23 protein-coding genes and 1 pseudogene are annotated in these 26,572 nt (G+C 62.1%); 13 read left to right on the top strand and 11 right to left on the bottom strand.

Translation table 11 applies throughout. The annotated features are described in order from the left end of the window. The first annotated feature begins 17 nt into the window (after positions 1 to 17). From AB8B20_RS23115 to AB8B20_RS23105, 3 genes are all read left to right on the top strand, one after another. Entirely contained in the window at positions 18 to 833 is an 816-nt protein-coding gene (locus AB8B20_RS23115) for a hypothetical protein (RefSeq protein WP_439073441.1), read from the top strand. Between the two features lie 215 nt (positions 834 to 1,048). Further along, positions 1,049 to 1,978: a sulfite exporter TauE/SafE family protein gene (locus tag AB8B20_RS23110; RefSeq protein ID WP_439073442.1), complete on the top strand. Its 930-nt coding sequence runs from the start codon at positions 1,049 to 1,051 to the stop codon at positions 1,976 to 1,978. Beyond that, on the top strand, positions 1,975 to 2,748 hold the full coding sequence (locus tag AB8B20_RS23105; protein ID WP_068737508.1) for a TIGR02186 family protein: 774 nt from the start codon (positions 1,975 to 1,977) through the stop codon (positions 2,746 to 2,748). Before AB8B20_RS23110 ends, AB8B20_RS23105 begins: the two co-directional genes overlap by 4 nt. A 126-nt stretch (positions 2,749 to 2,874) precedes the next feature. Here AB8B20_RS23105 and AB8B20_RS23100 read toward each other — a convergent pair whose 3' ends face one another. The 3 genes from AB8B20_RS23100 to AB8B20_RS23090 all read right to left on the bottom strand — a co-directional run bounded on the left by AB8B20_RS23100 (position 2,875) and on the right by AB8B20_RS23090 (position 5,947). Then, positions 2,875 to 4,179 (bottom strand): NRAMP family divalent metal transporter, encoded by a 1,305-nt coding sequence (locus AB8B20_RS23100; RefSeq protein ID WP_439073443.1) that lies wholly within the window; start codon positions 4,177 to 4,179, stop codon positions 2,875 to 2,877. A 73-nt stretch (positions 4,180 to 4,252) separates the two neighbouring features. After that, entirely contained in the window at positions 4,253 to 5,017 is a 765-nt protein-coding gene (locus AB8B20_RS23095) for an MBL fold metallo-hydrolase (protein ID WP_093761700.1), read from the bottom strand. A gap of 3 nt (positions 5,018 to 5,020) precedes the next feature. Continuing rightward, positions 5,021 to 5,947, bottom strand: coding sequence for a DMT family transporter (locus AB8B20_RS23090; RefSeq protein ID WP_093761702.1), 927 nt, complete (start codon positions 5,945 to 5,947; stop codon positions 5,021 to 5,023). A 96-nt stretch (positions 5,948 to 6,043) separates the two neighbouring features. Here AB8B20_RS23090 and AB8B20_RS23085 point away from each other — a divergent pair, with 96 nt between their 5' ends. Continuing rightward, positions 6,044 to 6,907: a LysR substrate-binding domain-containing protein gene (locus AB8B20_RS23085; protein WP_116664696.1), complete on the top strand. Its 864-nt coding sequence runs from the start codon at positions 6,044 to 6,046 to the stop codon at positions 6,905 to 6,907. Positions 6,908 to 6,985: 78 nt separating this feature from the next. Then, positions 6,986 to 7,519, top strand: a complete 534-nt coding sequence (locus AB8B20_RS23080) for an ureidoglycolate lyase (RefSeq protein WP_439073444.1) — start codon at positions 6,986 to 6,988, stop codon at positions 7,517 to 7,519. 22 nt (positions 7,520 to 7,541) lie between these two features. Here AB8B20_RS23080 and pdeM read toward each other — a convergent pair whose 3' ends face one another. The 4 genes from pdeM to AB8B20_RS23060 form a co-directional block, all read right to left on the bottom strand. After that, positions 7,542 to 8,237 (bottom strand): ligase-associated DNA damage response endonuclease PdeM, encoded by a 696-nt coding sequence (pdeM, locus tag AB8B20_RS23075; RefSeq protein ID WP_439073445.1) that lies wholly within the window; start codon positions 8,235 to 8,237, stop codon positions 7,542 to 7,544. A gap of 89 nt (positions 8,238 to 8,326) precedes the next feature. Next, positions 8,327 to 11,029 carry a ligase-associated DNA damage response DEXH box helicase gene (locus AB8B20_RS23070; RefSeq protein ID WP_439073446.1) on the bottom strand — a complete coding sequence of 901 codons (2,703 nt, stop codon included), beginning with the start codon at positions 11,027 to 11,029 and terminating at the stop codon, positions 8,327 to 8,329. Between the two features lie 186 nt (positions 11,030 to 11,215). Beyond that, complete coding sequence (locus AB8B20_RS23065; protein ID WP_439073447.1) at positions 11,216 to 12,433, bottom strand: ABC transporter substrate-binding protein; 1,218 nt, start codon at positions 12,431 to 12,433, stop codon at positions 11,216 to 11,218. A gap of 105 nt (positions 12,434 to 12,538) precedes the next feature. Further along, a complete protein-coding gene (locus AB8B20_RS23060; protein ID WP_439073448.1) occupies positions 12,539 to 13,759 on the bottom strand; it encodes an ABC transporter substrate-binding protein in 1,221 nt (406 codons plus the stop codon). A gap of 346 nt (positions 13,760 to 14,105) precedes the next feature. Here AB8B20_RS23060 and AB8B20_RS23055 point away from each other — a divergent pair, with 346 nt between their 5' ends. Together AB8B20_RS23055 and AB8B20_RS23050 are read left to right on the top strand one after the other, a co-directional pair. Next, positions 14,106 to 15,455: an outer membrane protein gene (locus AB8B20_RS23055; protein WP_175365907.1), complete on the top strand. Its 1,350-nt coding sequence runs from the start codon at positions 14,106 to 14,108 to the stop codon at positions 15,453 to 15,455. Positions 15,456 to 15,652: 197 nt separating this feature from the next. Continuing rightward, entirely contained in the window at positions 15,653 to 17,059 is a 1,407-nt protein-coding gene (locus AB8B20_RS23050; RefSeq protein ID WP_439073449.1) for an outer membrane protein, read from the top strand. 187 nt (positions 17,060 to 17,246) lie between these two features. Here AB8B20_RS23050 and AB8B20_RS23045 read toward each other — a convergent pair whose 3' ends face one another. Continuing rightward, positions 17,247 to 18,179, bottom strand: a complete 933-nt coding sequence (locus AB8B20_RS23045) for a methyltransferase domain-containing protein (protein ID WP_439073450.1) — start codon at positions 18,177 to 18,179, stop codon at positions 17,247 to 17,249. 74 nt (positions 18,180 to 18,253) lie between these two features. Between AB8B20_RS23045 and AB8B20_RS23040 the strand changes: the two genes are divergently transcribed. Next, positions 18,254 to 19,282, top strand: coding sequence for a ligase-associated DNA damage response exonuclease (locus AB8B20_RS23040; protein ID WP_439073451.1), 1,029 nt, complete (start codon positions 18,254 to 18,256; stop codon positions 19,280 to 19,282). Here the strand turns inward: AB8B20_RS23040 and AB8B20_RS23035 are convergent. After that, positions 19,279 to 20,187 carry a hypothetical protein gene (locus AB8B20_RS23035; RefSeq protein ID WP_439073452.1) on the bottom strand — a complete coding sequence of 303 codons (909 nt, stop codon included), beginning with the start codon at positions 20,185 to 20,187 and terminating at the stop codon, positions 19,279 to 19,281. The genes AB8B20_RS23040 and AB8B20_RS23035 overlap by 4 nt on opposite strands. Before the next feature lie 22 nt (positions 20,188 to 20,209). Here AB8B20_RS23035 and AB8B20_RS23030 point away from each other — a divergent pair, with 22 nt between their 5' ends. The 3 genes and pseudogenes from AB8B20_RS23030 (at position 20,210) to AB8B20_RS23020 (ending at position 23,657) form a co-directional block, all read left to right on the top strand. Further along, positions 20,210 to 21,886 carry an ATP-dependent DNA ligase gene (locus tag AB8B20_RS23030; protein WP_439073453.1) on the top strand — a complete coding sequence of 559 codons (1,677 nt, stop codon included), beginning with the start codon at positions 20,210 to 20,212 and terminating at the stop codon, positions 21,884 to 21,886. Positions 21,887 to 21,972: 86 nt separating this feature from the next. Next, positions 21,973 to 22,278: a DUF6460 domain-containing protein gene (locus AB8B20_RS23025; RefSeq protein WP_068737958.1), complete on the top strand. Its 306-nt coding sequence runs from the start codon at positions 21,973 to 21,975 to the stop codon at positions 22,276 to 22,278. Positions 22,279 to 22,308: 30 nt separating this feature from the next. Next, a pseudogene (locus AB8B20_RS23020) lies at positions 22,309 to 23,657 on the top strand (MATE family efflux transporter). On the opposite strand, the gene AB8B20_RS23015 reads toward AB8B20_RS23020, so the two are convergent. Then, positions 23,632 to 24,726 carry a quinone-dependent dihydroorotate dehydrogenase gene (locus AB8B20_RS23015; RefSeq protein ID WP_439073454.1) on the bottom strand — a complete coding sequence of 365 codons (1,095 nt, stop codon included), beginning with the start codon at positions 24,724 to 24,726 and terminating at the stop codon, positions 23,632 to 23,634. The pseudogene AB8B20_RS23020 and the gene AB8B20_RS23015 sit on opposite strands and share 26 nt — an antisense overlap. Next, positions 24,723 to 25,067, bottom strand: a complete 345-nt coding sequence (locus AB8B20_RS23010; RefSeq protein WP_439056926.1) for a DUF952 domain-containing protein — start codon at positions 25,065 to 25,067, stop codon at positions 24,723 to 24,725. The genes AB8B20_RS23015 and AB8B20_RS23010 overlap by 4 nt, the downstream gene beginning before the upstream one ends. Before the next feature lie 237 nt (positions 25,068 to 25,304). On the opposite strand from AB8B20_RS23010, the gene AB8B20_RS23005 reads away from it, so the two are divergent. Together AB8B20_RS23005 and AB8B20_RS23000 are read left to right on the top strand one after the other, a co-directional pair. Beyond that, the gene (locus AB8B20_RS23005) at positions 25,305 to 25,934 is read left to right on the top strand and encodes a S24 family peptidase (RefSeq protein WP_089266927.1); all 630 of its coding nucleotides are present in this window, start codon (positions 25,305 to 25,307) and stop codon (positions 25,932 to 25,934) included. Positions 25,935 to 26,017: 83 nt separating this feature from the next. Continuing rightward, positions 26,018 to 26,527, top strand: coding sequence for an SgcJ/EcaC family oxidoreductase (locus AB8B20_RS23000; protein ID WP_439073455.1), 510 nt, complete (start codon positions 26,018 to 26,020; stop codon positions 26,525 to 26,527). Positions 26,528 to 26,572 lie beyond the last annotated feature (45 nt).

The following is a 26,572-nucleotide window of genomic DNA, read 5'->3' as shown; positions in this document are numbered from 1 at the left end:
CGACGAGGAAAACTGGTTTGTCTTTTCGAAATGACGACACATCGGGGGACGCGGAACGCCCATCAGGGATTCCTACGGTCAACCCCTGGGCCGCACGTCCCGCCGAGCCGCCCGCTCCATCGCAGCCTCCACCACCCGAAGCACCGCGCGGCAAATGGTTCAACTGGCCCTCGGTCGCATTCGCGGTCGTGATATTCGGCGGTATCGGCGCGCAGGCTTATCAGGAGCTCTCCAAACCGGAGGCCTGGGCCTATTGGAAAGACCTCTATGTCTCGCCGAGCATGGCGTCTTCGGAGGTCGGAAGTCTCGATCCGGACAATTCGGGCCGCGGCCGTCCAGCGTTGGCGATCACCGGCGAGATCGGCCCGGCCACTGCGAGCTGGTTTCGCGAAAAGCTCGATGAAGCCAAACTCGCGCCCGGCGATACCGTATTGCTGTCGTCTCCGGGCGGAAATGTCGGCCAAGCCATCATCATGGGCGAGATCATCCGTGCGCGCGGGCTGACTACGGCGGTGGGCACGGTGGATTCGGCGGGCCGCATCAAACCGTCCTACTGCGCCAGCGCCTGCGTGATGACCTATGCCGGCGGCAAGGCCCGCATCGGCGTCGAGGGCTCAAAGCTGGGCGTTCACCGCTTCGTCTCGCCCAAGCCGGGGGCGGATCCTGTTGCGTCCGCGCAGCGCACCATGGGCTATGTGCTGAGCTACATGACCAAGATGGGCGTCGCCTCGTCGGTCGTCGAGGCGATGTCAGCCACCGAGAAAATCCGCTGGCTCGGCACCAGCGAGGCTGCCGCCATGAACCTCGTCACCGATCCGGCCAGGAAGTCGTGACGCCGCCGGCCTGCGCCTGGCCCAACAAAATTTACCACCTTGAAAGGTGCCTCATCGGTAGAGGCGGAAAACCGCGCCTGTACCGGATTCTTTAATCCCATCAACGGACGATATCGTCTAAGACGGGGACGCGGCTCGCAATCCGCGCCGCCTCCAGAACCACGCCATGAGCGGTTTCGGCCCAACTCAGGGCCAGAATTCCGAAGCGAACGCGCGTGCAACTGTATCTCCCGATCGCCGACATTCCGATCAATGTGTTGCTCATCCTGGCGATGGGCGCTGCGGTCGGCTTCGTCTCCGGCATGTTCGGGATCGGCGGCGGCTTCCTGATGACACCGCTGCTGATTTTCGTCGGCATCGCCCCCGCGGTATCGGTCGCGTCAGTGGCAAGCCACATTGCAGCCTCGTCTTTCTCCGGTGCGCTGTCCTACTGGCGACGCCGCGCCATCGATCCCGCGCTTGCGACGGTCCTTCTGACCGGCGGCGTGGTCGGCACAGCGCTCGGGGTGTGGGCCTTCACGCAGCTGCGCAATCTCGGCCAGCTCGACCTCACCATCTCGCTGTCCTATGTGATCCTGCTCACCGCCGTCGGCAGCTTGATGTTCTGGGAGGGCCTGCGCGCGCTGCTGCGCATCCGGCGCGGTGATCCCGTGAACTTGCGCCGGTCCGGCAGCCATAGCTGGGTGCATGGCCTGCCGTTGAAGATGCGGTTCAAGCGCTCCAAGATCTATCTCTCGGTGATCCCGGTGATCGCCGTCGGTCTCCTGATCGGCTTCATCGGCGCCGTGATGGGCATCGGCGGCAGCTTTATCCTGATCCCGATCCTGATCTACTGGCTGCGCATTCCGACTTCGACGGTCATCGGCACATCCATGGTGCTGACGCTGGTCACCATGGTGATCGCGACATTGCTGCACGCCGTCACCAATCATCTGGTCGATGCGGTGCTGGCCCTCATCCTGATGGTCGGCGGCGTCACCGGCGCACAATTCGGTGCCCGCGCCGGACAGAAGATTCGCGGCGAGCATTTGCGCCTGCTGCTGGGCCTGCTGATCCTGGCGGTCGGCGTCCGCTTCGCGGTGGAACTGGTCGTTCGCCCCGCGGATCTGTTCACGATCCGCGATACCGGAGGCGTCGCTCCATGATACGCGCGCTCCCGATCATCGCCGCACTCGGCATCGGAATGCTCGCCCCGGCCCGCGCCGAACAACTGATCGTTTCGGTGTCGAACCATCGCGTGACCGTGACGCCGAATTATGCCGGCGAGGAACTGGTGCTGTTCGGGGCTGTCGAGAAAGACGACAAGACACCGCCCGGCCGCAACAACTACAATCTCGTCGTCACCGTCAACGGACCGCGCACCGACCTCATGACCCGGCGCAAGGAGCGCCGCTTCGGCATCTGGATCAACACGGATTCGCGCCAGTTCCTGCAGGTACCGTCCTATCTCGCCGTGTTTTCCAACCGTCCGATGGACGCCATCGCGCCCGCCGACGTGCAGCGCCGCCAGCAGCTCGGAATCAATAACGTCCTGCTGACCCAGCGCGTCGGCACCGACTATGCGGACGTCGTGGCGACAGACCCGTTCCGCAGCGCCTTTGTGCGACTGCGCAAGGAACACGGACTTTATCGCGAGGAGACCTCAGCGGTGACATTCCTGACACCGACGCTGTTCCGAACCAGCATTCCGTTGCCCGCCGAAGTGCCCATCGGAACCTACGATGTCGAGATCAAACTGTTCGCCGACGGTGCGCTGATCTCGAAAGCGGAGACGGCGTTCGATATCGTCAAGGTCGGCTTCGAGCAGTTCGTCGCCAATGCCGCGCGCAATCACGGTTTCATCTACGGACTGCTCACCGCCGCGATGGCACTAATGTCTGGCTGGGCCGCGTCGATCGTGTTCAGACGGGATTAACGCTACTCTCACCACCGTCATTGCGAGGAGCCCTTGCGACGAAGCAATCCAGTCTTCCTTCGCTTGTGGCCTTCTGGATTGCCGCGTCGCTTCGCTCCTCGCAATGACGGTTGAGGATTCTGCGCGTTACAAAAATATCCCCACCACCATCGCCACCACGCTGATGGCCATTGCTGCAGTCGACAGCCAACCGAGCCAGTGCAACGGCCCCTTGATCACAAAATCGCCCATCACATCCCTGCGGCGCGACATCACCATCAGCAACACCATCACCGGCACGGCCAGAACGCCGTTGATGACGGCGCTCCAGTACAGCGCCGAGATCGGATTGATCGAGGTGAAATTCAGCGCGATCCCGATCGCCGCGGACAGCGCCAGAACCGAGTAGAACGCCACGGCCTCGCGCGGCTTGCGATCAAGGCCGACCAGCCAGCGCTGACCTTCGCCCACAGCATAGGCAGTCGAGCCTGCGAGCACCGGGATCGCCAGCAGACCCGTGCCGACGATGCCCAGCGCAAATATCCATTCCGCGAATACTCCGGCGATCGGACGCAAGGCTTCAGCCGCCTGCGCCGAGGTCTCGATATCCGTCTTGCCTGAGGCATTGAGCGTGGCCGCAGCCGTAATGATGATCGACAGTGCGATCAGGTTGGAGAACGCCATGCCGACGATCGTGTCGGCCCGAATGCGCGAAAACTCCATCGCGGCACCAATCGGCCTCTCGATCAACGGAGCTTTGGCGGGATCGATACGTTCGTCCTCCGCCTCCTGCGAGGCCTGCCAGAAGAACAGATATGGCGAAATCGTCGTCCCGAGAATGGCGACTATGGTGGTGAGATACGAGTCACTCCAGGTGATTTGCGGCAGCAGGATGCCTGTGAGAGCCGCGCTCCAGTCGACCTTCACCACCGCAAGCGCGGCGACATAGGAAAACAGGCAGAGCGTCAGCCATTTCAGCACCGAAACATAGCGCTTGTAGTCAAAGAAGATTTGCGCGCCTACCGAGAGCGCGCCGAACAGAACGACATAGACGATGCCATGACCTCCAACGAGCAGCTTGGTGGCATCGGCCATGGCGCCGAGATCGGCCGCGATGTTGATCGTGTTAGCGATGAACAGCAGCGACACGATGAGGTGCAGCAGCGACGCCGGATAGTGCCGACAGACATTTCCGGAAATGCCACGACCGGTCACGCTGCCGACGCGTCCGGAAATTTCCTGGATTGCGACCATCAGCGGAAAGGTCAGCAGCATGGTCCAGCCGATGCCGTAACCAAGTTGTGCCCCGGCCTGACTATAGGTGCCGATGCCGGACGGATCGTCGTCGGAAGCGCCGGTGATCAGACCAGGACCAAGCCGTTTCAGAAAGCCTTTCGGACTAGTAGCTTCTCCCTCCTGATCATCAGGCTTCTCGCTGGACTGGTCCGACATCTGATCCCTGCCATCTCACCGCTCGGCAACGTGCCGTCGCAGCTAACGTTCCGAAGCAGGGACTGGCAATGGGCTAGATCAAAGTCCGCACACCCGGTTCGAGGATACGCAGACGGGCACCGAAGCCGAGCGTGTCGAAGGATGCGCGCAGGTCGCCGGCGCTCTGTTTGAAATGCGCCCATCCGTCGGTGTGCACCGGCACAATCGTCGCATCGGGAAACGCGCGCGCCGTCTCGATCGTGTCGTTGGTGTCCATGGTGAGGTGGAATGGCCCGCGGGTTTGCGCCGCGCCGGCGAAGGGTAGCACAACGCCGGCCGGAAAACGCCGCGCGACCTCGGCGACACCATCGAACCAGACGGTGTCGCCTGTAATGTAGATCGGCCTGCTCCCTGGCGCGTTCGAGCTCAGCACGAATCCGATGACATCGCCCGACAGCGGCTCGATGCCGGCCGGGCCATGACGCGCGGGCGTCGCGGTGATCGTCAGCGAGTGACCATCCTTGCCTGTAAGTTCGGTGCTGTCCCATGGCGCAAGACCCTCGACATCCCCACCGAGGCGCTTGGCGCCCGCAATGGTTGTCAGTGCGCGCGGCGCGTGGCGCAGGAAATCGCGCCCGGAGTTATCAAGGTTGTCGGAGTGCTGATCGTGACTGAGCAACACCGCATCAACCGCGCCGACTTGCGCGGCGGAGATCGCGGGACCGACGAGTTTTTCCAGCGTGACATGCGGCAGCTTGTAAGCGCCCGGATGATCGAAAGTCGGATCGGTGAGCAGCCGGAAGCCGTCGAATTCAATCAGCGCGGTGGGTCCGCCAATCAAAGTGATGGTGAGAGACATGAACTACTCCTGTCGCAGGGGGGCTGGTGAAGCGGCCGGTCTGGTGACGAGATAGATACCGAGGGCGACCGGGACGATCCCCAGGAGATCACGACTTTCAACATGCTCGCCGAGCACCATCCAGGCGAACAGCATGCCGAGTGGCGGCATCAGGAAGTGATAGGCGCTGGCAGCGGTGGCGCCGCAGGTCTTCAGCAGGTGAAACCACAGCAGATAGCCGAGGATAGAACCGCCCAATGTCAGGAATGCAAACGAACCGATCAATCGCGCACTCGGCACGATCGCGCCGATATCGGAAAACGTGAGCGCCACCGGGATCAGCACCACGCCGGCCACAAGATTCTGCACGCCGTTGCCGAGCCACAGGCTGCCCTTTGGTGCCAGCAGCTTGAACAGGATCGTCCCGGTCACGATGGACGCGAGCGATGCCAGCGTGAATACGATGCCCTGCGCGCTGTCGGTGCCCACCGATATGCGGTGCCAGACGATCGAGGTGACGCCGGCGATGCCGAGTAAGAGCCCGGCGACCTTGCGCCCTGTGAGCGGCTCCTTCAGCAACAGCGCTGCGAACACGGCCGTAAACACCGGGTTTGCGCTGACGACCAGGCCGCCGAGACCGGCGGAGATGGTTTGCAGGCCGGTATAGCCGAGGCCGAGATACAGCGCGTTATTGGCCAGACCGATGACGGCGTAGGCCGCGACATCGCGCCAAGACAGCGACCAGGCACCGCGGCGCAGGGCGGAAATGCCAAGGATCAGAACACCCGCGAGCGAAAACCGCGCAGCGAGCAGAATGAGCGGCGGGCAATCGGTGACAGCGATCTTCCCTGCGACGAAGGAGAAACTCCAAAGCAGACAGAAGATGCCGATATAGATCGGCAGCGGATTGAAGGCGGCACGAGGAACCGCGACTGACGGCGCGAGGGACATCGGAAATCTCCTTTGTCCGCTGGTTTATGCGCCCGCCTTCCCATTTGGAAATTAAATGATATACTTTTTGTCAGTTGAAAAACGAATGGGCAGCCGATGCTGGATCTCGAACTCCTGCGCAGCTTCGTCTCGGTGGTCGATGCCCGCGGCTTTACCCGCGCCGGCGAGCGCGTTCACCGCACCCAATCCACCGTCAGCCAGCAAATCAAGCGACTGGAAGAGGATATCGGCCAGCCGCTGCTGAACCGCACCGGCAAGGACGTGACCCCGACCGAAGCCGGCGAGCGGCTCTTGTCCTATGCGCGACGGCTGCTGGCGCTGGCGGAGGAAGCCCGCGACGTGCTGGCCCGGCCGACCAATGAAGGCGCTGTCAGGCTCGGCATCCCCGAGGATTTCGCGGCCTATCGCCTGACCGAATTGCTGGCGAATTTTTCGCGATCCCGGCCCGGCTTGCGGCTCGACGTGCGCGCCGACCAGAGCACGTATTTGCGCCGCGATCTCGAACGCGGCGAACTCGACCTGGCACTGTTCAAGCGCGCCGCCGGTGAGAAAGGTGGCATTGCGGTGTGGCCCGAGCGGATCCATTGGGTCACGAGCAAGGCGCATCCGATCGACCCCGCCATCCGGTCGGTCCCGTTGATCGGCTTTCCCGCCGGCTGCCTTTACCGGACCCGCGCGATTCACGCCATCGAGGCGGCAGGCCGCAGTTGGCACATGGCCTATACGAGCTCCGGCCTCGCCGGCATCCAGGCTGCGGTCGCCGCCGGACTTGGCCTCAGTATCTTGTCCGACATGGCTATCCAGGCCGACCATCGCATCTTGACGGCGAAAGAAGGCTTCGCGCCAATCGACCAGACTGAAGTGACGCTGATGGCCGCCCCCGACGCGAGCCCGGCAACGCTGCGGCTTGCCGACCACCTCGCCGAGTTCTGCGATACGGTGCAGGCGAAGGCGGCGTAAGGCCGCTCTTTCTTTTAATGCTCGTCGGTTTGCAGGGCCATGAAGCCATGCTTCGGACACGCCCCCAAGGAGCCCTCCATGCCGACATCCGACGCTGTCACTGTCGAGGCTCTGAGTCCCACGTCGTTCGAACCCTTCGGATGGGTGCTCGGCAAAACCGATCCTCTCAAAAAAGACGCAGTCGGTTTTCGAAGCCCGGCGAGCGATTTCTGGCACGAACACTTCTTTGATCCCGGCACGGGAGGCAACACCGAGGTCTTGTGGGTCGAGTATCGTGACAACAATCCGCTTGTCTCAAAGCTCGAAGTCCATCACCTGACCCAGCAGGCGGTCGTGCCTCTCACGAAAGAGATCGTTCAGATCCTTTGCTTGAGTGACGCAAACCGGCAGCCGGATTTGTCGACCCTCCGAGCTTATCGTTTGTCTCCTGGCGTCGGAATCTGCATGCGCGCCGGCGTTTGGCACGCAACGCGTGCCGACAATGCGACCTGCCTGATGCTGACCCGAGGCTCGACGACGGAGGATCTTATCGACCATCTCGTCAACAGACAGCCCGCAAAGGAGTCTTCCATCCTGGAAATCCCGCAGGTTCGCCTGATCCAGCGAGCATGACGATCTGTTGGATATCGCTGATCTAGCAACAGCGCGATGCGGCAATGGCGTGCATGCGCCGATCGCCGAGCACATGGGCAACGAAGCCGAGGGTCTGGAAGATTTTCGCGAATGCCGCGTCGCGGATGTTAAGCCCGCCGGTATAGGCGCCGAAGGCCGGCATCACCGCGCGGGTGCCGTCGCTCGCAAAGCAACGACGTTCGACGGCGCGGCCGCGGGTGCTGACGCGCGCCTTTGGATGCAAGTGACCGGCAATCTCGCCTGCAGCACCGGTCGGCTCATGACGGAAGGTGATCGGGCCGATGGCGACTTCTTCAGCGACGGTGCCGCCGAGATCAGGTGGCAATGCAGGATCATGATTACCTGATATCCAGATCCAGTCACGGCGCGTCTGCAATGTGGACAGCAGGTCGCGATTGGCCGGCGATAACCGCTCATGGGCGTCACGGTCGTGGAAACTGTCGCCGAGCGCAATCACAATGCGCGGATCGTGACGCGCGATCACCGCACCGAGGCGACCGAGTGTTGCGATCGTATCGTAGGGCGGCAGCAGCACGCCGCGATTGGCAAAGCTCGATCCCTTTTCGAGATGCAGATCGGACACCACGAGAAGTTTCTGCTCTTCCCAATACAAGGCGCCCGACAGGTCCGCAGCCAGCGTGACGCCGGCAATGCTGACGGTGCTCATGTCAACGGTGATGATCGAATCGGCGTGCATGGTTCTTTTGTAGGATGGGTAGAGCAGTTGCGAAACCCATCAATAGCGCGGAACTGCAGCATGGGTTTCGCTTCGCTCTACCCATCCTACTATCCAGAGGCCTCTTTCACGAGTTCCTCGGCGGCTTCCGCCAGGAGCTCGTCCGACGCTTCGCCGTATACCGCTTCACGGCCAATTTCCAGCATCACCGGCACCGCCAGCGGCGACACGCGATCGAGTTCCCGGTGAATGATACGGCCCTGGATGCGCGTCAGCATGTCGCTCAATCGCCGAATGTCCAGCAATCCCGTCGCGGCGTCGGCGCGCGCGGCGCGCAGCAACACATGATCGGGCTGATGCTTGCGCAGCACGTCATAGATCAGGTCCGTGGAGAACAGCACCTGACGGCGCGATTTTTCCTCGCCGGTGAAGCGCGTATGGATCAGCCCCGAGATCACCGCGCAGGTGCGGAACGTCCGCTTCATCAGCGCCGATTCCGCGAGCCATGCTTCGAGATCGTCGCCGAGCATGTCGGGATCGAACAAAGCGGCGAGATCGAGCCTGCCCTGCCTGATCATGTGCGACGTGTCGCCGAGGCCCCATATGGCCAGCGCATATTCATTGGCAACGAAACCCAGCGGCCGCGCTCGGGCGCGTTCCAGCCGCCGCGTCAGCAGCATGCCCAATGTCTGATGCGCAAGACGGCCTTCAAACGGATAGCAGACGAGGTAATGCTTGTCGGCGCGCGGAAAGGTCTCAACCATCAGTTCGCGCGTGCCAGGCACATGCGAGACATGGGCCTGCAGCAACAACCATTCGCGCACCTGGTCGGGCAGGCCTTTCCAGGCGCCCTCATCGTCCAGCAGTTTGCGCACGCGTTCGGCGAGATAGGTCGAGAGCGGAAACTTGCCGCCCATATAGGACGGCACCTTGGCGTCCTTGTCATGGGCGCGCGAAACATAGACCTGATCCTCGACCAGGGATTCATAGCGCACGACTTCGCCGCCAAAAACGAAGGTGTCGCCGACCACGAGGCCTTCGATGAAATACTCCTCGATCTGGCCGAGCATGCGTCCCCCGCGCGTCAGCGCACCAGTGACACCCTTTTTGCCTTTTCCGCTGCCTCCGCGCACCAGCCGCACCTTCAGCATCGCATCCTCGACGATGGTGCCGACATTCATGCGATACATCTGGCGCACCTTGGGATTGGTGACGCGCCACTTGCCGGAGGCGTCCTGCTTGATACGGGCGAAACGCTCATAGATTTTCAGCGCATAGCCGCCGGACGCCACGAACTCCACGGTATCGTCGAAATCGACCCGCGACAGGTCGGCATAAGGCGCCGCCGAGCGCACTTCGTCATAGAGATCGTCGGCACGAAACGGTGCGCCGCAGGCGCAGCCGAGCACGTGCTGCGCCAGCACATCGAGCGAACCAGTCCGCAGCGGCGGCGTATCCTGTGCATTTTCGGCAACGGCATCGATGGCGACGTGGCATTCCAGAACTTCGAAGCGATTGGCCGGGACCAACACGGCGCGCGAAGCTTCGTCGATGCGGTGATTGGCGCGGCCGATCCGCTGCATCAGCCGCGAGGCGCCCTTCGGCGCGCCGACATTGATGACGAGATCGACATCGCCCCAGTCGACGCCGAGATCGAGCGACGAGGTACAGACCACGCCGCGTAACTTACCGGCGGACATCGCGTCCTCGACCTTGCGGCGCTGCGCGACGTCGAGGGAGCCGTGATGCAGCGCGATGGCGAGGCCATCGTCATTCATGCGCCAGAGATCCTGGAACAGCATCTCGGCCTGGCTGCGCGTATTGACGAAGACAAGCGTCGTCTTGTTGGCCTTGATGAGATCGTAGATCTCGCCGAGCGCATGGCGCGCCGAGTGCCCGGCCCAGGGCAACCGTTCCTTGGTGTCGAGCATCTCGACCACGGGCTCGGCCGCGCCGCCGGCGACGACAATATCGGCCGAGACGCTTTCGCCTGATGGCTGCGGCACCAGAAAGCGCGCCAGCGATTCAGGCTCGGCGACCGTCGCCGACAGGCCGATGGCCCGCATGTCCGGCGCGAGCTTCCAGAGCCGCGCAAGCCCGAGCGACAGGAGATCGCCGCGCTTCGACGTCACCAGCGCATGCAACTCGTCGAGCACGACGCGCTTGAGTGACGAGAACAGAAACGGCGCGTCGTCGGACGACAACAGCAGCGCCAGCTGTTCCGGCGTGGTCAGAAGAATATCCGGCGGATAGCGCCGCTGCCGTGCACGCCGCGACACCGGCGTGTCGCCGGTGCGCGTCTCGACCTTGATCGGCAGCTGCATCTCCGCGATCGGCGTTTCCAGATTGCGCGCGATGTCGACGGCGAGGGCTTTCAGCGGGGAAATGTAGAGCGTGTGCAGGCCACCGGTGCGCTGAACGGCGCGGCCGGTGGAGACGAGGGCGTTTTTCCCCTCGCCCCGCTTGCGGGGAGAGGCTGGCGCGGACGCAGTCCGCGACGGGTGAAGGGGAGCTTCGGCGAACTCGGGAGTTTCAATTATGCGCTCCCCCTCACCCGGCTTGTTCGCTGCGCTCTCAAGCCGACCTCTCCCCGCAAGCGGGGAGAGGTTAGACAGTTCCACCAGCGTCGGCAGGAATCCGGCCAGCGTCTTGCCGGCGCCGGTCGGCGCGATCAGCAGCGCCGAGCGATCGTCCCTCGCCTTCTGCAGCAGCGCCAATTGATGTTCGCGCGGCGACCAGCCGCGCATGGCGAACCAGCGCAGGAAATGATCGGGCAACAGGTCGGGTTCGGCGACGGATTTACGGGGCGGCACGCGTTAGAACTAGGCACTCTCAGCCGTCATTGCGAGGTCAAGGAAAGTTGCCGTGCAACTTCCCCTAACCCCTTGCGACAAAGCAATCCAGAAAACAGCAAGAGAGGACTGGATTGCTTCGCCCAAACGAAATTGGCTGCGCCAATTTTCGCCGGGGCTCGCAATGACGTGGAGAGACCTGTGGTCTTATTGCGTCACCGACTTGTCGGAGATGATCCAGTCCTTGCCGTCGAACCGCTGGGTGTACAGCGTGGCCATCGGAACATAGGCGTCATTGGTATAGCTGTAACTCACCCCCGGCAGCATTTGCGGAGCGCGGAAGCCGTTCAGGCCGATGGCCTGTTTCAGCACGTTCTCATGGGTAAGCTCATCGCCGCAGCGGCGCAGGATCTCCGCCATGGACACGGCCTGACCATAGCCGAAGAAGGCGATCGAATTATCGGCCGAGACCGTGGGCAGATATTTCGCGCGCAAAGCTTCGAACGCCACGATGTCGGGATCCTTGGCATAAAGCGGCGAGCCGATATCCTTGCCATAGGCAATCGAGACGATGCCCTTGGCATTCTCCAACCCTGCCGCCTCCAGGATCGATCGGCCGGTAGAGCCCGCCGACAACAACTGCAGCGGCTTCCAACCGAGTTCAACCACCTTGCGAATCGACTGCGACGTCGCCTTGCCGGTGGTGATGTTATAGAAAACATCGGCACCGGACTTGGCGAGATTGATCAGCTGCGAGTCGATCGTGGGATCGGTGAGATCATAGGTCACCTCGGCGATCACCTTCGCGGAGCCGCCGGCTTTCGCGAGTTCATCCTTGAACGGCCCGAGGAAATCCCGGCCGAAATCATCGTTCTGATAGAGGATACCGACTTTCGCATTCGGATTCACGCTGACGGCATATTTGGCGAGAATACGCGCCTCGGTCGGATAGAGCGGCAGGCCGGCCATGGTCCATTTGTTGTTCTTCGGATCGTTCCACTTCGACGCGCCGGTGTTGAGCAGTAACTGTGGCACGCCCTTGGAATTGAGATATTTGTGCACGGCCGTCTGCGGCGCTGTGCCGAGCGAGCCGTACAGAGCCAGGACTTCTTCCTGCTCAACAAGACGGCGCGTGGCCTCGACCGCCTTCGGCGCGCTGTAGGAATCGTCCATCGTCAGAAACTTGATCTTGCGGCCGTTGATGCCGCCTTTCTCGTTCAAGCTCTGGAAATAGGCTTCGCCAACGCGGCCGAGCACGCCATAGAGCGAGCCGGGTCCACTATGCGGAATGGTTTGCCCGATCTTGATTTCAGTGTCACTGGCACCTGCATCGTATTTCTTGTCGGCGGCGACAGCGGCCGTCACAGTCAGTGGCAACACGACGACGGCGACCCGCGCCGCAGACGCAAACAGTCCCTTGTTCATAGCGTTTTCTCCCTGATGATTTTTGATCCGGCTCTTTGCGAGTCCGATTGGTCGTCTCCATCCCCGGCGTGTCGCCGGGGATGGTCGTTATTCTAAAATACGCGCTTACTGGCTCACCGGCTTGTCCGACAAATCCCAGTCGGTGCCGTTGAAGGTGCCGACATAGAGCGCCTTGATGGTGGTGTAGTCGGTCGGCGTGAAGCCATAGGTGATCCCCGGCAGGAACACCGGCGCGCGGTAGCCTTCCAGATTGGTCGCGTGCTTGAGCACGTTCTCGCGGGTGAGATCGTCGCCGCAGCGGCGCAGGATCTCCGCCATGGTCACACCCTGCGAATAGCCCTGAAACGCGATGGTGTTATCGGGATCGACATTCGGCAGATACTTCTTGCGCAGCTCCTGGAAGGCGATCACGTCCGGATCGTCCTTCCACTTCTCGCTGCCGACTTCCTTGGTGTAGGTCATCGCCACGATGCCCTTGGCGTTCTCGGCGCCGGCGGCGTTGATGATCGAGCGGCCGCTTGATGTCGATACCAGCAGATGCAGCGGCTTCCAACCGAGCTCCGCGACCTTGCGGATCGACTGCGACGTCGCCTTGCCGGTGGAGATGTTGAAGAACGTATCCGCGCCCGATTTCGCCAGATTGATCAGTTGGGAATCGATGGTCGGATCGGTGAGATCATAAGACGCCTCGGCGATCACCTTCGCGGAGCCGCCCGCTTCGGCCAGAATCTCCTTGAACGAATTCATGAAGTCCTTTCCGAACTCGTCGTTCTGGTAAAGGATCGCGACCTTGGCGTTCGGCTTGGCCTGCATCAGGTAGCGCGCGATGATCCGGCCCTCGGTCGAATAGATCGGCAGGCCCGGCGTGGTCCACTTGAACTCTTTCGGGTTATTCCAGCGCGAGGCGCCCGTGTTGAGCAACAGCTGCGGGATCTTCTTGCTGTTGAGAAACTTCTGCACCGCCGACTGCGGCGCAGTGCCCAGCGAGCCGAACAGCGCCAGCACCTCGTCCTGCTCCGCCAGCCGGCGGGTGGCCTCGACGGCCTTCGGCGCGCTGTAGGCATCGTCCAGCGACATGAAATTGATCTCGCGCCCGTTGATGCCGCCCTTTTCGTTCAGCATCTGGAAATAGGCGGCCTGTGTCCGACCGATCACGCCGTACAGGGAACCGGCGCCGCTATAGGGGATGGTCTGGCCAAGCTTGATCTCGGTATCGCTGGCACCCGGATCGTATTTCTTGTCTGCTGCGAAGGCCGAATGGGCCAGTACGGAGACAACTGCAGCGAGTGTTGCGGTCCTGAAGACGGACCTGTGGCGCGAAGGCATCTGGTGTTTTCTCCCTGAGACCCGCTTGTGCGGGTGTGTTTTTGTGACCCGTCGCGGCGTTGATCGCGGCTGTACGGGCTTGCCCTTATCCTCTGCGGGCGCGACAGGCTTGGCAATCCCTCACAGGTTGCCTCATGTTTTCCGTGGGTTGGCTATCGACAGGGTCTCAGCGCACCCAAACGTGACGAAATACGCATCGCGCCACGGACGTCTAAACGCTTATTTAACCGGCTTTTTTTGGCCGGCGCCCCTGCGGTTGCAATGTCGGACAGTGTGGCCGTCCGGATACAGCCAATATGGCCCGACTCCCCTATTCTAACGGTTCAAATCTGAATTGGGGTCGACCATGAAACGTATTCTTCTTGCGAGCGCCGCGCTGCTCGGAACCGCTGTGAGCGCGCAGGCTGCCGATCTGGCCGTCAAGGCCCCTTATTACAAGGCGCCCCTCGTCTCGGTCTATAACTGGACCGGCTTCTACATCGGTGTGAACGCCGGCGTCGGCATCGGCCGCGACCGCGTCACACACAGCTACACCGGCGACTCGCTGTATCTCACGCCGCAGGGCGGCTTCGGCGGCGGCCAGATCGGCTATAACTGGCAGGGCGACTCGCTGCTCGGCCCGATCGTTTACGGCCTCGAAGCCGACATCCAGGGTTCGGGCCTCACCGGCGGTGGCGCCAATGTGGTTGGCCCGCTGCAGACCGTCTACGGTCAGAAGTCGGATTGGTTCGGCACCGTTCGTGGCCGCGTCGGTCTCGCAACCGGTCCGGTCCTGAGCTACTTCACCGGCGGTTTCGCTTACGGCAACGTCAAGACCACGATCACTGAAGGCGGCGTGACGGCGTTCTCGGATAGCCGCATGGCGACCGGCTGGACCATCGGCAGCGGCGTGGAAGCAGCGCTGGGCGGCAACTGGACCGGCAAGATCGAATATCTCTACCTGAACCTCGGCAACCGCTCTGATGCGTTCGCTACCCCGACCCAACTCACGAACACCGAACTGCGTGAAAACCTGTTCCGCGTCGGTCTGAACTACCGCATCGGCGGCAACAGCGTTTACACCCCGGTCGCTGCGGCGAACTGGACCGGCTGGTACCTCGGCGGCAACATCGGTTCCGGCACCGGTCGTGATCGCACCACGCTTACCGGCGTCACCCCGGTTCCCGAGCAGTTCAACCTTTCTCCGGACGGCATCAACGGCGGTGCCCAGATCGGTTACAATTGGCAGGCATCGAACTGGGTTTACGGTCTTGAAGCCGACATCCAGGCTTCCAGCCAGCGCGACAACAAAACTGCCGTTGCTCTCGGCCTCGTCAGCTACGATCAGAAGCTGCCTTGGTTCGGCACGGTTCGTGGCCGCCTCGGCTACTCGGTCGGTTCGACCCTGTTCTACGCCACCGGCGGTTACGCCTACGGCGGCGTGAAGACCAAGATCAACGCACTGGGCGTGGAAGTTGCCAACGCTTCGACCACCAAGAGTGGCTGGACCGCCGGCGCCGGCATCGAGACCCCCTTCAAGCTGCTCGGCCTGTTCGGACCGAACTGGACCTCGAAGACCGAATATCTCTATGTCGACCTCGGCTCAGCTTCGACCACGATCCTTCCCGGCGTCGTCAGCGAGAGCAAGGTTACCGAGCACATCTTCCGCACCGGTCTGAACTATCACTTCAACAGCCCGGTTGTTGCGAAGTACTGATCTCAGCGACATTCGCTAAAATCGAAAACCCCGGCCTCGCGGCCGGGGTTTTTGTTTGCGCCCTGAACAACGCTGTTCCGAGAAAATTAACCACAACGAACCCAATATCCAAATACCGCAATTTCTGGTCGCGCGGCTACAGACAGCATTCAGTTACCCCTTCATAGTTCGGCCAGAAACCTGAACTGGATCCCATCATGAAAACCCTTCGCCTCACCGCCGCGGCACTGCTCTCACTGACCGCCGGTGCGCAAGCCGCCGACATGGCCGTGAAGGCCCCCTACTACAAGGTGCCGGTAACAGCGGTTTATGACTGGACCGGCTTCTACATGGGCGTGAACGCGGGCTACGGCGTCGGCCGGGATCGGCTGCAAAACAACGACCCCATCACTCCCGGCTCAGCCACCTCGACCTATCTGCAGCCCGCTGGCGGATTCGGCGGCGGCCAGATCGGCTACAACTGGCAGACCGGCTCCATGTTCGGCCCGCTGGTCTACGGCGTCGAAGCGGACATCCAGGGCGGCGAGTTGAAGGACAGCTATCCGTTGCTGAACAACGGCGCCTTTCCGCTGGCGCCGCAGGACACCTACAGCCAGAAAATCGACTGGTTCGGCACGGTGCGCGGCCGCGTCGGTCTGGCAACGGGTCCGGTGCTCAGCTATGTGACCGGTGGCTATGCCTATGGCAACGTCACCACCACCACCACCTCCCTGGGCTTTCCTGCCCTGGCTACGAGCCGCGTCCAGGGCGGCTGGACCGTTGGCAGCGGCGTCGAGGCATCTCTCGGCGGCAACTGGACCGGCAAGATCGAGTACCTCCATCTCAACCTCGGCAACAAGACCGATCAGGTGATGGTGCTCGGCACGTTTCCGCAGACCACCACCACTGAACTGCGCGAGAATCTGTTTCGCGTCGGCCTGAACTATCGCATTGGCGGCAACAACAGCACCTATGTGCCAGCGCCCGCAGCGAACTGGACCGGCTGGTATCTCGGCGGCAATGTCGGCTCGGGCATCGGACGCGACCGCACCTCGGTCTCCAAAGCCGGTGACGGCCTTGGTGACCTACCTTCCTACGATGCTTTCAACCTCGCTCCCGATGGCATCAATGGCGGCGTACAGCTGGGTTACAACTGGCAGATGGCGAACTGGGTCTACGGTCTGGAAACCGACATCCAGGCCTCCAGCCAGCGCGACAACAAGACGGCCATTGGCCTGGGCGACGTCCCGTTCGACGCCAAGCTGCCCTGGTTTGGCACCGTACGCGGCCGTCTCGGCTACTCGGTCGGTTCGACGCTGTTCTACGCTACCGGCGGTTACGCCTATGGCGGCGTGAAGACCAAGGCCAGCGAAGACGGCGTCGTGCAGCTCAATGCTTCGACCACCCGGAGCGGCTGGACCGCGGGCGCCGGCATCGAGACGCCTTTCACCCTGCTCGGCCTGTTCGGCCCGAACTGGACCTCGAAGACGGAATATCTCTATGTCGACCTTGGTTCGACCTCGAACCTGATCAACACCACGACCATCACGACCAACGTCACCGAGCACATCTTCCGCACCGGGCTGAACTATCACTTCAACAGCCCGGTCGTTGCGAAGTACTGATCCTGGTGACATCGCTGAAACGCAAAACCCCGGCCTCGCGGCCGGGGTTTTTATTGGTATGACGCCTGGCGCTCACAGACGTTATTGCCCGGCCGTCATTGCAAGGAGCCCTTGCAACGAAGCGACCGTCTTTTCGCTTCGATTCGGGATTGCGCCAGCAAACTTGCCCTTGCGGACCCCGACGGCGTTAAAGCCGACGCTTGATCGCGACGGCCACCAGTCCTGGCGCAGCAACGCCGCGTTCCGTGCGAGACGAAACGTGTTCAAGATGAATGAGCGCCAGGCCGGCCGCTGCGATCAGGTCACGGAGATGATCTTCGCTCTGCGCATAACGCAAGCCCGCGCCGAGAGCGACACCGTCGCCGTCATGGGTCTCGGCCGTGAAGGCGAGCAGCCCGTCTGGAACCAGCACGCGCGTAGCTTCTCGCAAAACCGGCGCAAGGTCGTGCAGATAGATCAGCACGTCGGCTGCGATGACCAGCTCGACACTGCTATCTGACCGGCGGCACAAACCCTCGACGATCTCGGCCACTTCAAGCTCGGCGTAAAGCCCGGTGGCATGAGCGCGCTCGATCATGCGCGACGACAGGTCGATGCCGATAATGGCGCCGGTGCAGGCGGCAAAAGCGCCGGCCGCCAGCCCCGTGCCGCAACCGAGATCGATGGCGCGGGGGAAGAGCATCGCCCTATCCGTCGCAGCGCACGCGGCACGCACGGCGCCCAACAGGACCGCTGGTCCGCGATAACCGAGCGTATCGACCAGCGCGGCGTCGAACTTGGGCGCGTATTGATCGAACAGCGCCGTCACATAGGTCGCCGGCATGGCCGAGAGATCGTGAGCGCCGAGCCGCATCAACCGCAGACCAGCACCGTTGCGATCACCGGGATCGCTGGCCTGCGCGCGGCGAAACGCGGCGATGGCGGCGGCGGTGTCACCCAGTTGCTCCCGGACCTCCCCGAGCACGAACCATGCGGTGGCAAAGCCCGGCGCCAGATCAGTGGCCTGCTCGAACAGATCGGCGGCCGCCACCAGATCGCCCTGCACCTGCAGGTCGCGCGCATAGTCGAAACGCCGGTCGGCGTTCATATCGCCGGATGACATGAACAAGCGCGCGGGCATGGTGGGAACCGATCGGAGGGCGGGGCGTTCGCAGGATGACTCGAACCAACCCAAGGCGGACCTATATAACCGAGATGCGTCCGCAAGACATCCTTATCCCGGTTCCCGCCGGCCTTTGCTGCAAACCGGGCGGCTTCCATATCGATCCGGTCAGACCGGTGGATCGCGCGGTCATTACCCACGGGCATTCGGATCACGCGCGACCGGGTCACGGCCATGTGCTGGCGACGCAGGAAACGCTCGACATGATGCGACTGCGCTATGGCGACAATTTCGCCGGCAGCACGCAGGCCATTTCCTATGGCGAGACGGTCAGGCTCGGCGACGTCACGGTCTCCTGCCATCCCGCCGGCCATGTGCTGGGATCGGCGCAGATGGCCGTGACCTGCAAGGATATCTGCATCGTCGCGTCCGGCGACTACAAGAACGCCCATGATCCGACCTGCACGCCGTTCGAGGTGGTGCCCTGCGACGTCTTCATCACCGAAGCCACGTTCGGTCTGCCGGTGTTTCGTCATGGCAATGCCGCCGACGAAGTGAAGAAGCTGCTGGCCTCGGTCGCGCTGTTTCCGGAGCGTGCGCATCTGGTCGGCGCCTATTCGCTGGGAAAGGCGCAGCGGGTCATCAAGCTGATCCGTGAGGCCGGCTACGATGCACCGATCTATCTGCACGGCGCGATGGAGAAGATCACACACTATTATCAGAGCCGTGGCATCGATCTTGGCGACTTGCGGCCGGTGAAGGGCGTCAGGAAAGCGGATCTCGCCGGCACCATCACGCTGGCGCCGCCATCGGCCACGTCGGATGTGTGGACGCGGCGCTTTCCCGATCCAGTCACCGCCTTTGCGTCCGGCTGGATGCGCGTGCGCGCCCGTGCGCGGCAACGCGGCGTCGAACTGCCGCTGGTGATTTCGGATCACGCCGATTGGGACGGCTTGATCGCAACAATCGGTGCGACAGGCGCCGGCGAAATCTGGGTGACTCATGGCCAGGAAGACGCGCTGGTGCATTGGTGCCAGAGCCAAGGCCTGACCGCACGGCCTCTTGCGCTGGTCGGCTATGGTGATGAGGAGGAAGAGGAAGAATTAAGGCTCAGAACCTAAACCTTCGGCAGGCCAGAAAGCTCAGCTTCCGCATCTTGCACCAATTCTATGAGTTCTTCGTCTTCAAAGTCCTCCCAATCTTTTCGTGGTTTTATTCCAGCTTTCCGCAGAATAATACTCAATAGCTTCCTGGCAGAATCTTTATCCTTGCTTACCTCCTCCAAAATGCCGACCGCCACGTTATGCCAAAGCCTGTTTTCTCTTGTCAGGCTCATTACTTGGCGAATTTTTGTCAGTCTAAATCGCAGCACTTGATCTTTGAGCTTCTGTAAAGCCAAGCGCATCTCTTCTGCTTCAGTCTTTTGGGTATCAAAGCGCTCTATCACTTCGTCGGAATGTGTGCGAACAGCACTTATCCTCCGCTCGAAGTACATCATTCCCGCAACGTAGATTGCAAACTGGATGAATGCATTGAGAAATTGGGACCAATCAAGCCAAGACTCCGATATCCTATCTTTCGATTTGTATCGGGCGCCGCTGGGCCCTTTAACGACGCGCGCGCTTTCGTCTGACAGTTGAACGTCACTTTGCAGCAAAACCGACGCCTGTCTATTTGGAAGAACGCCGGATATTTTGATTAGGACCGTCCTCGGACCTAAACTGGTTTGCTCAAATTTCTCAAAATTCACAGGCGCTACGATCTCAACTCTGTCAGCTGCCACCGAGAGCTGAACGTCGTTCAAGATGCTTGAAGAAAAATTATCTACTACTAGAAGTTTTTGATATTTTGAATCGGGGAGCGTTGGGCGCTCTACCATGTAGATGTCAGCCCTTTCGCTAAAAAAATAGTTCGCCGCTGTGCCAATCACATAGTTGAATGCCGCGAGCAGCAGTCCTGTGGCGACGGTACTGAAAATAGTAGACCAGGAAACTTTTTGTCCGGTAGCAGCTTGTTCTTTTGACATTCAGACCTAGCCCCGCATTAGCATGAATCGATTCGCTGAATTTCTTGATCGTCTGGCTTACGAGCCAGGCCGCAACAACAAGTTGCGGCTGATAACAGGTTATTTCCGCGAAGTGCCCGATCCCGATCGCGGCTATGCGCTGGCAGCGCTGACCGGCGCGCTTTCGTTCAAACATGCGAAGGCCGGCTTGATCCGCGACCTGATCGCGGCGCGCGCTGATCCGGTGCTGTTCGAGCTCTCCTATGACTATGTCGGCGATCTCTCGGAAACCGTCGCGCTGATGTGGCCCAAATCACCCGAGACCGCACACAACAACCCGCCACCACCGACACTCACCGAAGTCGTCACTACACTCCGCACGCTCGGCAAGGCCGAATTGCCCGCACAACTCACCCGCTGGCTCGATGAACTCGACGAGACCGGGCGCTGGGCACTGCTGAAGCTCGTCACCGGCGCGATGCGGATTGGCGTTTCGGCGCGGCTGGCCAAGACCGCCGCCGCGGCGCTCGGCGACAAGGATCCGCATGACGTCGAGCTGGTCTGGCCCGGCCTTGCGTCGCCCTATGGCGAATTGTTCGCCTGGCTCGAAGGTCGCGCGGAGAAGCCGGTCAATCGCGATCCGGCGCCGTTCCGCCCGGTGATGCTGGCACATGCCATTGAAGATTCCGACTTCGCCAATCTCGACGCGTCCGATTTCGTCGCGGAGTGGAAATGGGATGGCATCCGGATTCAGGCGGTCAGCGGCAAAGGCGATGACGACAGGATCGTCACGCGGCTCTATTCGCGCGCCGGCGAGGACATCACCGGAAGCTTTCCGGACCTGACGCCATCGCTGCGGCTGCCCGGCGCGATCGATGGCGAGTTGCTGGTGCTGCGCGAAGGTCGCGTGCAGTCATTCAACGTGCTGCAACAACGGCTCAACCGGAAGAGCGTGACGCCGAAGCTGATGAAGGAATATCCCATTCATCTGCGCGCCTATGATTTGCTCAGCGATGGCGAGACAGATTTGCGGGAGCTGCCTTTCGAGCAGCGCCGTGCCAGGCTTGAGACGTTCATCGCAGAGCTCGACGACGACAGGATCGATCTGTCCGACCAGATCCCGTTCGCAACATGGGATGTCCTCACCGCCGCGCGTGCCGATCCTGTCAGTGCCGGAGCCGGCGAAGATGCCGATGCCGTCGAAGGCGTGATGCTGAAGCGGCGCGATTCCGCCTATCTCCCGGGACGACCGAAAGGCCAGTGGTGGAAATGGAAGCGCGACCCGCACATCATCGACGCCGTGCTGATGTATGCGCAACGCGGCCACGGCAAGCGCTCGTCCTATTATTCGGATTACACCTTCGGCGTCTGGACCGCCGGCGAGAGCGGCGACCAGCTGGTGCCGGTCGGCAAGGCCTATTTCGGCTTCACCGACGAGGAACTGCTGCAAATCGACCGCTTCGTTCGCCGCAATACCACCGAGAAGTTCGGCCCGGTCCGCCACGTCACCCACGAACCTGACAAGGGGCTGGTGCTGGAAGTTGCCTTTGAAGGGCTGGCGCGCTCGCCCCGGCACAAGTCGGGTGTCGCAATGCGGTTTCCCCGCATCAGCCGGCTGCGCTGGGACAAGCCGCCACGTGAGGCCGACCGGCTGGAGACGCTGGAGCGCATGCTGAAGGCGGAGACCACAATTGCGCCGCCCGAGCCTGCGACGCCTTGACGGTCCATACTTGACGAACGAGCCGGGTTCCCCATTTGCGTGGGACCACCTATGATCAGCGCGCGATTTGCGCGCAGGAGACCATGATGCAGCCAAATGAGACCCGGGACTTGCCGGCCAACAATGACGGCCTGGCGCGCTTCCTCGGCGGTTCGCCGCTGGCGGTACTCGGCCGGCTGATCCTGCTGTCGATCCTGGTCGGCGTCGTTCTCGCCGCCATCGGCTTCGATCCGTGGAACATCGTCACCAGCATCCGCCGCCTGTTCCAGTGGGTCTATGACCTCGGCTTCGATGCCATCAATGGCCTCTGGCGCTACTTTCTGCTCGGCGCCGTGATCGTCGTGCCGATCTGGCTGATCATGCGGCTGTTCAGCGCCCCCCGCGGCCGCTGAGACGCGCATCATCCGCTTCAGGCTGCATTGATGTCGTCGGGATTGTCCGTCACCAACAGGCGCGTCTTTGCCATTGCCGGCCCGGCCATGCTGGCCAATCTGACGACGCCTCTGATCGGCATCGTCTCGACCGCGGCAATCGGCAGGCTTGCGACCCGCACCTGCTCGGCGGTGTGGCTTTGGCCTCCGTGGCATTCGACTGCATTTTCTGGCTGTTCGGATTTCTGCGCATGGCGACGGTTGCCTTCACCGCACAGGCGCTTGGCGCCGGTGACCGGATCGAGGTGCGCGCTATCCTGCTGCGCGCGTTGATGCTCGGAGCGGCGATCGGGCTGACGCTGATTATCTTACGGACACCGCTGGCGGCGCTGGTGTTCAGCATCATGGGCGGCAGCGACGCCGTCACATCCGCCGCACGCCAGTATTTCTTCATCCGACTCTGGTCCGCGCCGCTGATGCTCGGCAACTATGTCATTCTCGGCTGGCTAGTCGGCCAGGCGCGCACCGGGATCGCTCTGGCACTGCAGGTCGGCATCAATCTCGCCAACATGGCACTCACCTCCCTGCTGGTCCTGCAATTCGACTTTGGCGTCAGCGGCGCAGCACTGGCCACGGTGATCGCGGAAACCGCGGGCTTTCTCGCCGGCCTCATCGCCATGTGGAAAATCCTTGGCGGTCGCATCGATGTGCCGCGCGCGATCCTGTTCGACCGCATCCGGCTACTACGGTTGTTCGCAGTCAATCGCGACATCATGATCCGTACGGCAGCACTGATTGCTGCATTTCTCTTCTTCACGGCGCAGGGCGCCCGTGCAGGCGACCTGACCCTGGCTGCCAATGCAGTGCTCAACAACTTCGTCATGATCGGCTCGTTCTTCCTCGACGGCATCGCCACCGCCGCCGAGCAACTCTGCGGTCAGGGCACCGGCGCTCGCGACCGCAAGCAGTTTTCCCGGGCCGTAAAGCTCGTCCTGATCTGGAGCACGGCATTCGGCATCGCTGTCACGTTGCTATTCGTGCTGTTCGGCGGCGCGCTGATCGATTTCATCACCACCAGCCCCGAAGTTCGGCTCGCTGCGCGGAATTACATGCTGCTGGCAGCGCTGGCGCCCGCCTGTGGCGTCCTCGCTTACCCCTATGACGGCATCTATATCGGCGCATCGTGGGCGCGCGACATGCGCAACCTGATGCTGCTGGCGTTAGCGATTTACATCGCCGCATGGTTCGCACTGGCCAGCCTTGGCAATACCGGACTATGGCTCGCGTTTCTGGTGTTCATGCTGTCGCGCGGCGCGTTGCAGGCGCTGCGTCATCCAGCCCTGCTGCGACAGTCGTTTCCGCAGCAGGCCTGGCTTACGCCGGCCAGTCTTCCGCTGTGATCGTCGCCGCATCGGCGCCGACGATTTCCGACAGCGATTCGCGGCCGGTGCGCAGCAGCGTCGAGGAAAGATCAGCCTTGATGCTGTCGACAAGGCCGACGCCTTTATAGACCAGCGCCGAATAGAGCTGGATCAGGCTCGCACCCGCGCGAATCTTGGTGAGCGCCGCACCGCCGCTGTCGATGCCGCCGGCGCCGATCAGCGGAAATGCACCTTCGACACGTACGAAGGTCTCCGCCACCATGCGGGTGGACAGCCTGAACAAGGGCCGCCCTGACAATCCGCCCTGCTCTTTCGAGCGTACCTGTTCGCGCAAGGTCGAGGGACGGCCGATCGTGGTGTTCGCGACGATCATGCCATCAACGCCGCGCGAGCGCGCGACATGGACGACATCGTCGAGGTCGGCGAGGCTGAGATCGGGCGCGATCTTCAGCAACACCGGAGAATCTCCCGCATTCTTGCGAACGCGCTCACGCGCATCGATCACCCGCGCCAGCAGATCGTCGAGTTCGGCGGCCTGCTGCAGATTGCGCAGGCCCGGCGTGTTCGGCGATGACACGTTGACGGTGAAATAGCTCGCCACCGGCGCAAAGGTCTCGATCAGCCGCACATAATCCTGCGTGCGATCGGGCGAATCCTTGTTGGCGCCGACATTGACGCCGACAATACCGCCATTCTGCGCACGTGCAGCCAGCCGACGCAGCACGACCTCCGCACCGTCATTGTTGAAGCCAAGCCGGTTGATGACCGCTTCGTCACGCTCCAGCCGAAAGATGCGCGGGCGTGGGTTGCCGGATTGTGGCTTCGGCGTCACTGACCCGATCTCGGCAAAACCGAAGCCGAGACGGAGCAGCGCGTCCGGCACCTCGGCATTCTTGTCGAAGCCGGCAGCGATCCCCACCGGATTGGGGAAGTTCAGACCGAATGCACGGACCGCGAGTTTCGGATCGTCCGGCCGCGGGCGGGCGTAAGGCAGCATGCGCAACCCGCGGATCGCGAGGCGGTGCGCGTCTTCGGCGTCGAGCATACGCAGCATCGGCAGGGAAAAGGCATCGAAAGCGCGGATCACGATTTGAGCTCCGGAATGTCGTGGTTGCCGTCGGAGCGCGCACGCAGATCCATGACGGCCGTGACGGCGCCGAGATCGAGTTCGCCGTAGAGATGCGGGAACAGATCGCCGCCGCGGGATGGCTCCCAGCGCAGGGCATCGCCGAGTGCGTCTGCGTCCACAGCGACCAGAAACAGGCCGGTCTGGCCGAAATAATACTTCCGGAGCGTCTCGGGGAGCTGTGCCGCGGTCGAGAAGTGGATGAAGCCGTCCCGGGCATCGTCGGCGCTGCCGCGATAGGTGCCCTGGCGCTCAGCCTCGCGCCAGCTCGAGGCCGGACAGATTTTATAGATGGTGCGCAACCGCCCAGACTTCCAATTTGGTTGAATCAGCTGTTTTCGATGTGGTGTGGACGCCCAGTCGCGGGATTCGATGGCTGGAGCCGACAGTCGACCGTATCGGCGCCCCCCCTCCACTTCAAGGCTGCACATTTTTTTCAAATGCCTGTTGCGAAATCCGTGCATTCACGGCAATAATTCCTAGATTTCGCCACGATTCACCGCCCCGCAGAAATCCGGGCCAAGGGACCGAAACCGATGATGCTCTCGCACGCCCAGATCTGGAACGCCCTCGACCGCCTCGCAGAGCGCAACGGCATGTCACCCTCCGGCCTTGCGAAGAAGGCGGGGCTCGACGCCACGACCTTCAACAAATCCAAGCGCATCACCAACGACGGCCGCGAACGCTGGCCGTCGACGGAGTCGGTCTCGAAGGCGCTGACCGCAACCGGCGTGACCATCGACAGCTTCGTCACGCTGATCGAAGGTACCAAGCGCATCGTGCAGTCGGTGCCGCTGCTCGGCTTCGCACAGGCCGGCCATGGCGGCTACTTCGACGACGCGGGTTTTCCCGCCGGCAGCAAGGGCTGGGACGAAGTGGGCCTGCCGTCGGTGAATGACGAGCACGCTTATGCGCTGAAGATCTCCGGCGACTCGATGAAGCCCGCTTATCGCGACGGCGACATCATCGTCGTCTCGCCGGAAGCGCAGATCCGCAAGGGCGACCGCGTCGTGGTCAAGACCAAGGACGGCGAGGTGATGGCGAAGGAATTGAAGCGCCGAACCACGAAGATCATCGAGCTGCAGTCGCTCAATCCGAACCATGTCGACCGCAGCTTTCCGGCCGCCGACATCGCCTGGATCGCGCGCATCGTTTGGGCGAGCCAGTAACCGAACACACTCTGGACTGGCGTCCGGCCACCGAATGATCTATGCGAGTTCCCTATCCGAAACTCGCAACCTTCGGTGGCGCCATGAAAACCAGAACAATCGTTGCCGGCGCGATCGCGCTGGCCCTCGTTAGCGCAGGTTCTCTCGCACATGCGAAGCCCATGACCTGCGCGGTCGTCACGACAAAGCAGATCGAAGCGCTATTCGACCGCTGGAATGCCTCGCTCGCAACGCTCAACCCCGCCAAGGTCACCGCCAATTACGCCTCGGACGCGGTGCTGCTGCCGACGGTGTCGAACACGCCGCGCACCGACAGCGCGTCGATCCAGAACTACTTCGTGGATTTTCTGAAGAAGCACCCGCAAGGCAAGATCGACACGCGCACCGTCAAGATCGGCTGCAACATGGCATCCGACGTCGGCACCTACACCTTCACGCTGTCCGGCAAGTCCCCCAGCGATACGCAAATCGTCAAGGCCCGCTACAGCTATGTCTATGTCTACCGCGACAAGAAATGGCTGATCGCACACCACCACTCGTCGGCAATGCCGGAGCCTGTCACGTCGGCGGCACCGACAGCAGCGCCGAAATAGGCATCAAGAAAAAGGCGCGCTCCGTCAGGAAGCGCGCCTTTGACG

It is taken from the genome of Tardiphaga sp. 866_E4_N1_4, from assembly GCF_052076075.1.
In the GTDB taxonomy this organism is placed as follows: domain Bacteria; phylum Pseudomonadota; class Alphaproteobacteria; order Rhizobiales; family Xanthobacteraceae; genus Tardiphaga; species Tardiphaga robiniae.
Note: the sequence above shows the minus strand (reverse complement) of the source record. Positions and strands in the feature narration are given on the sequence as shown.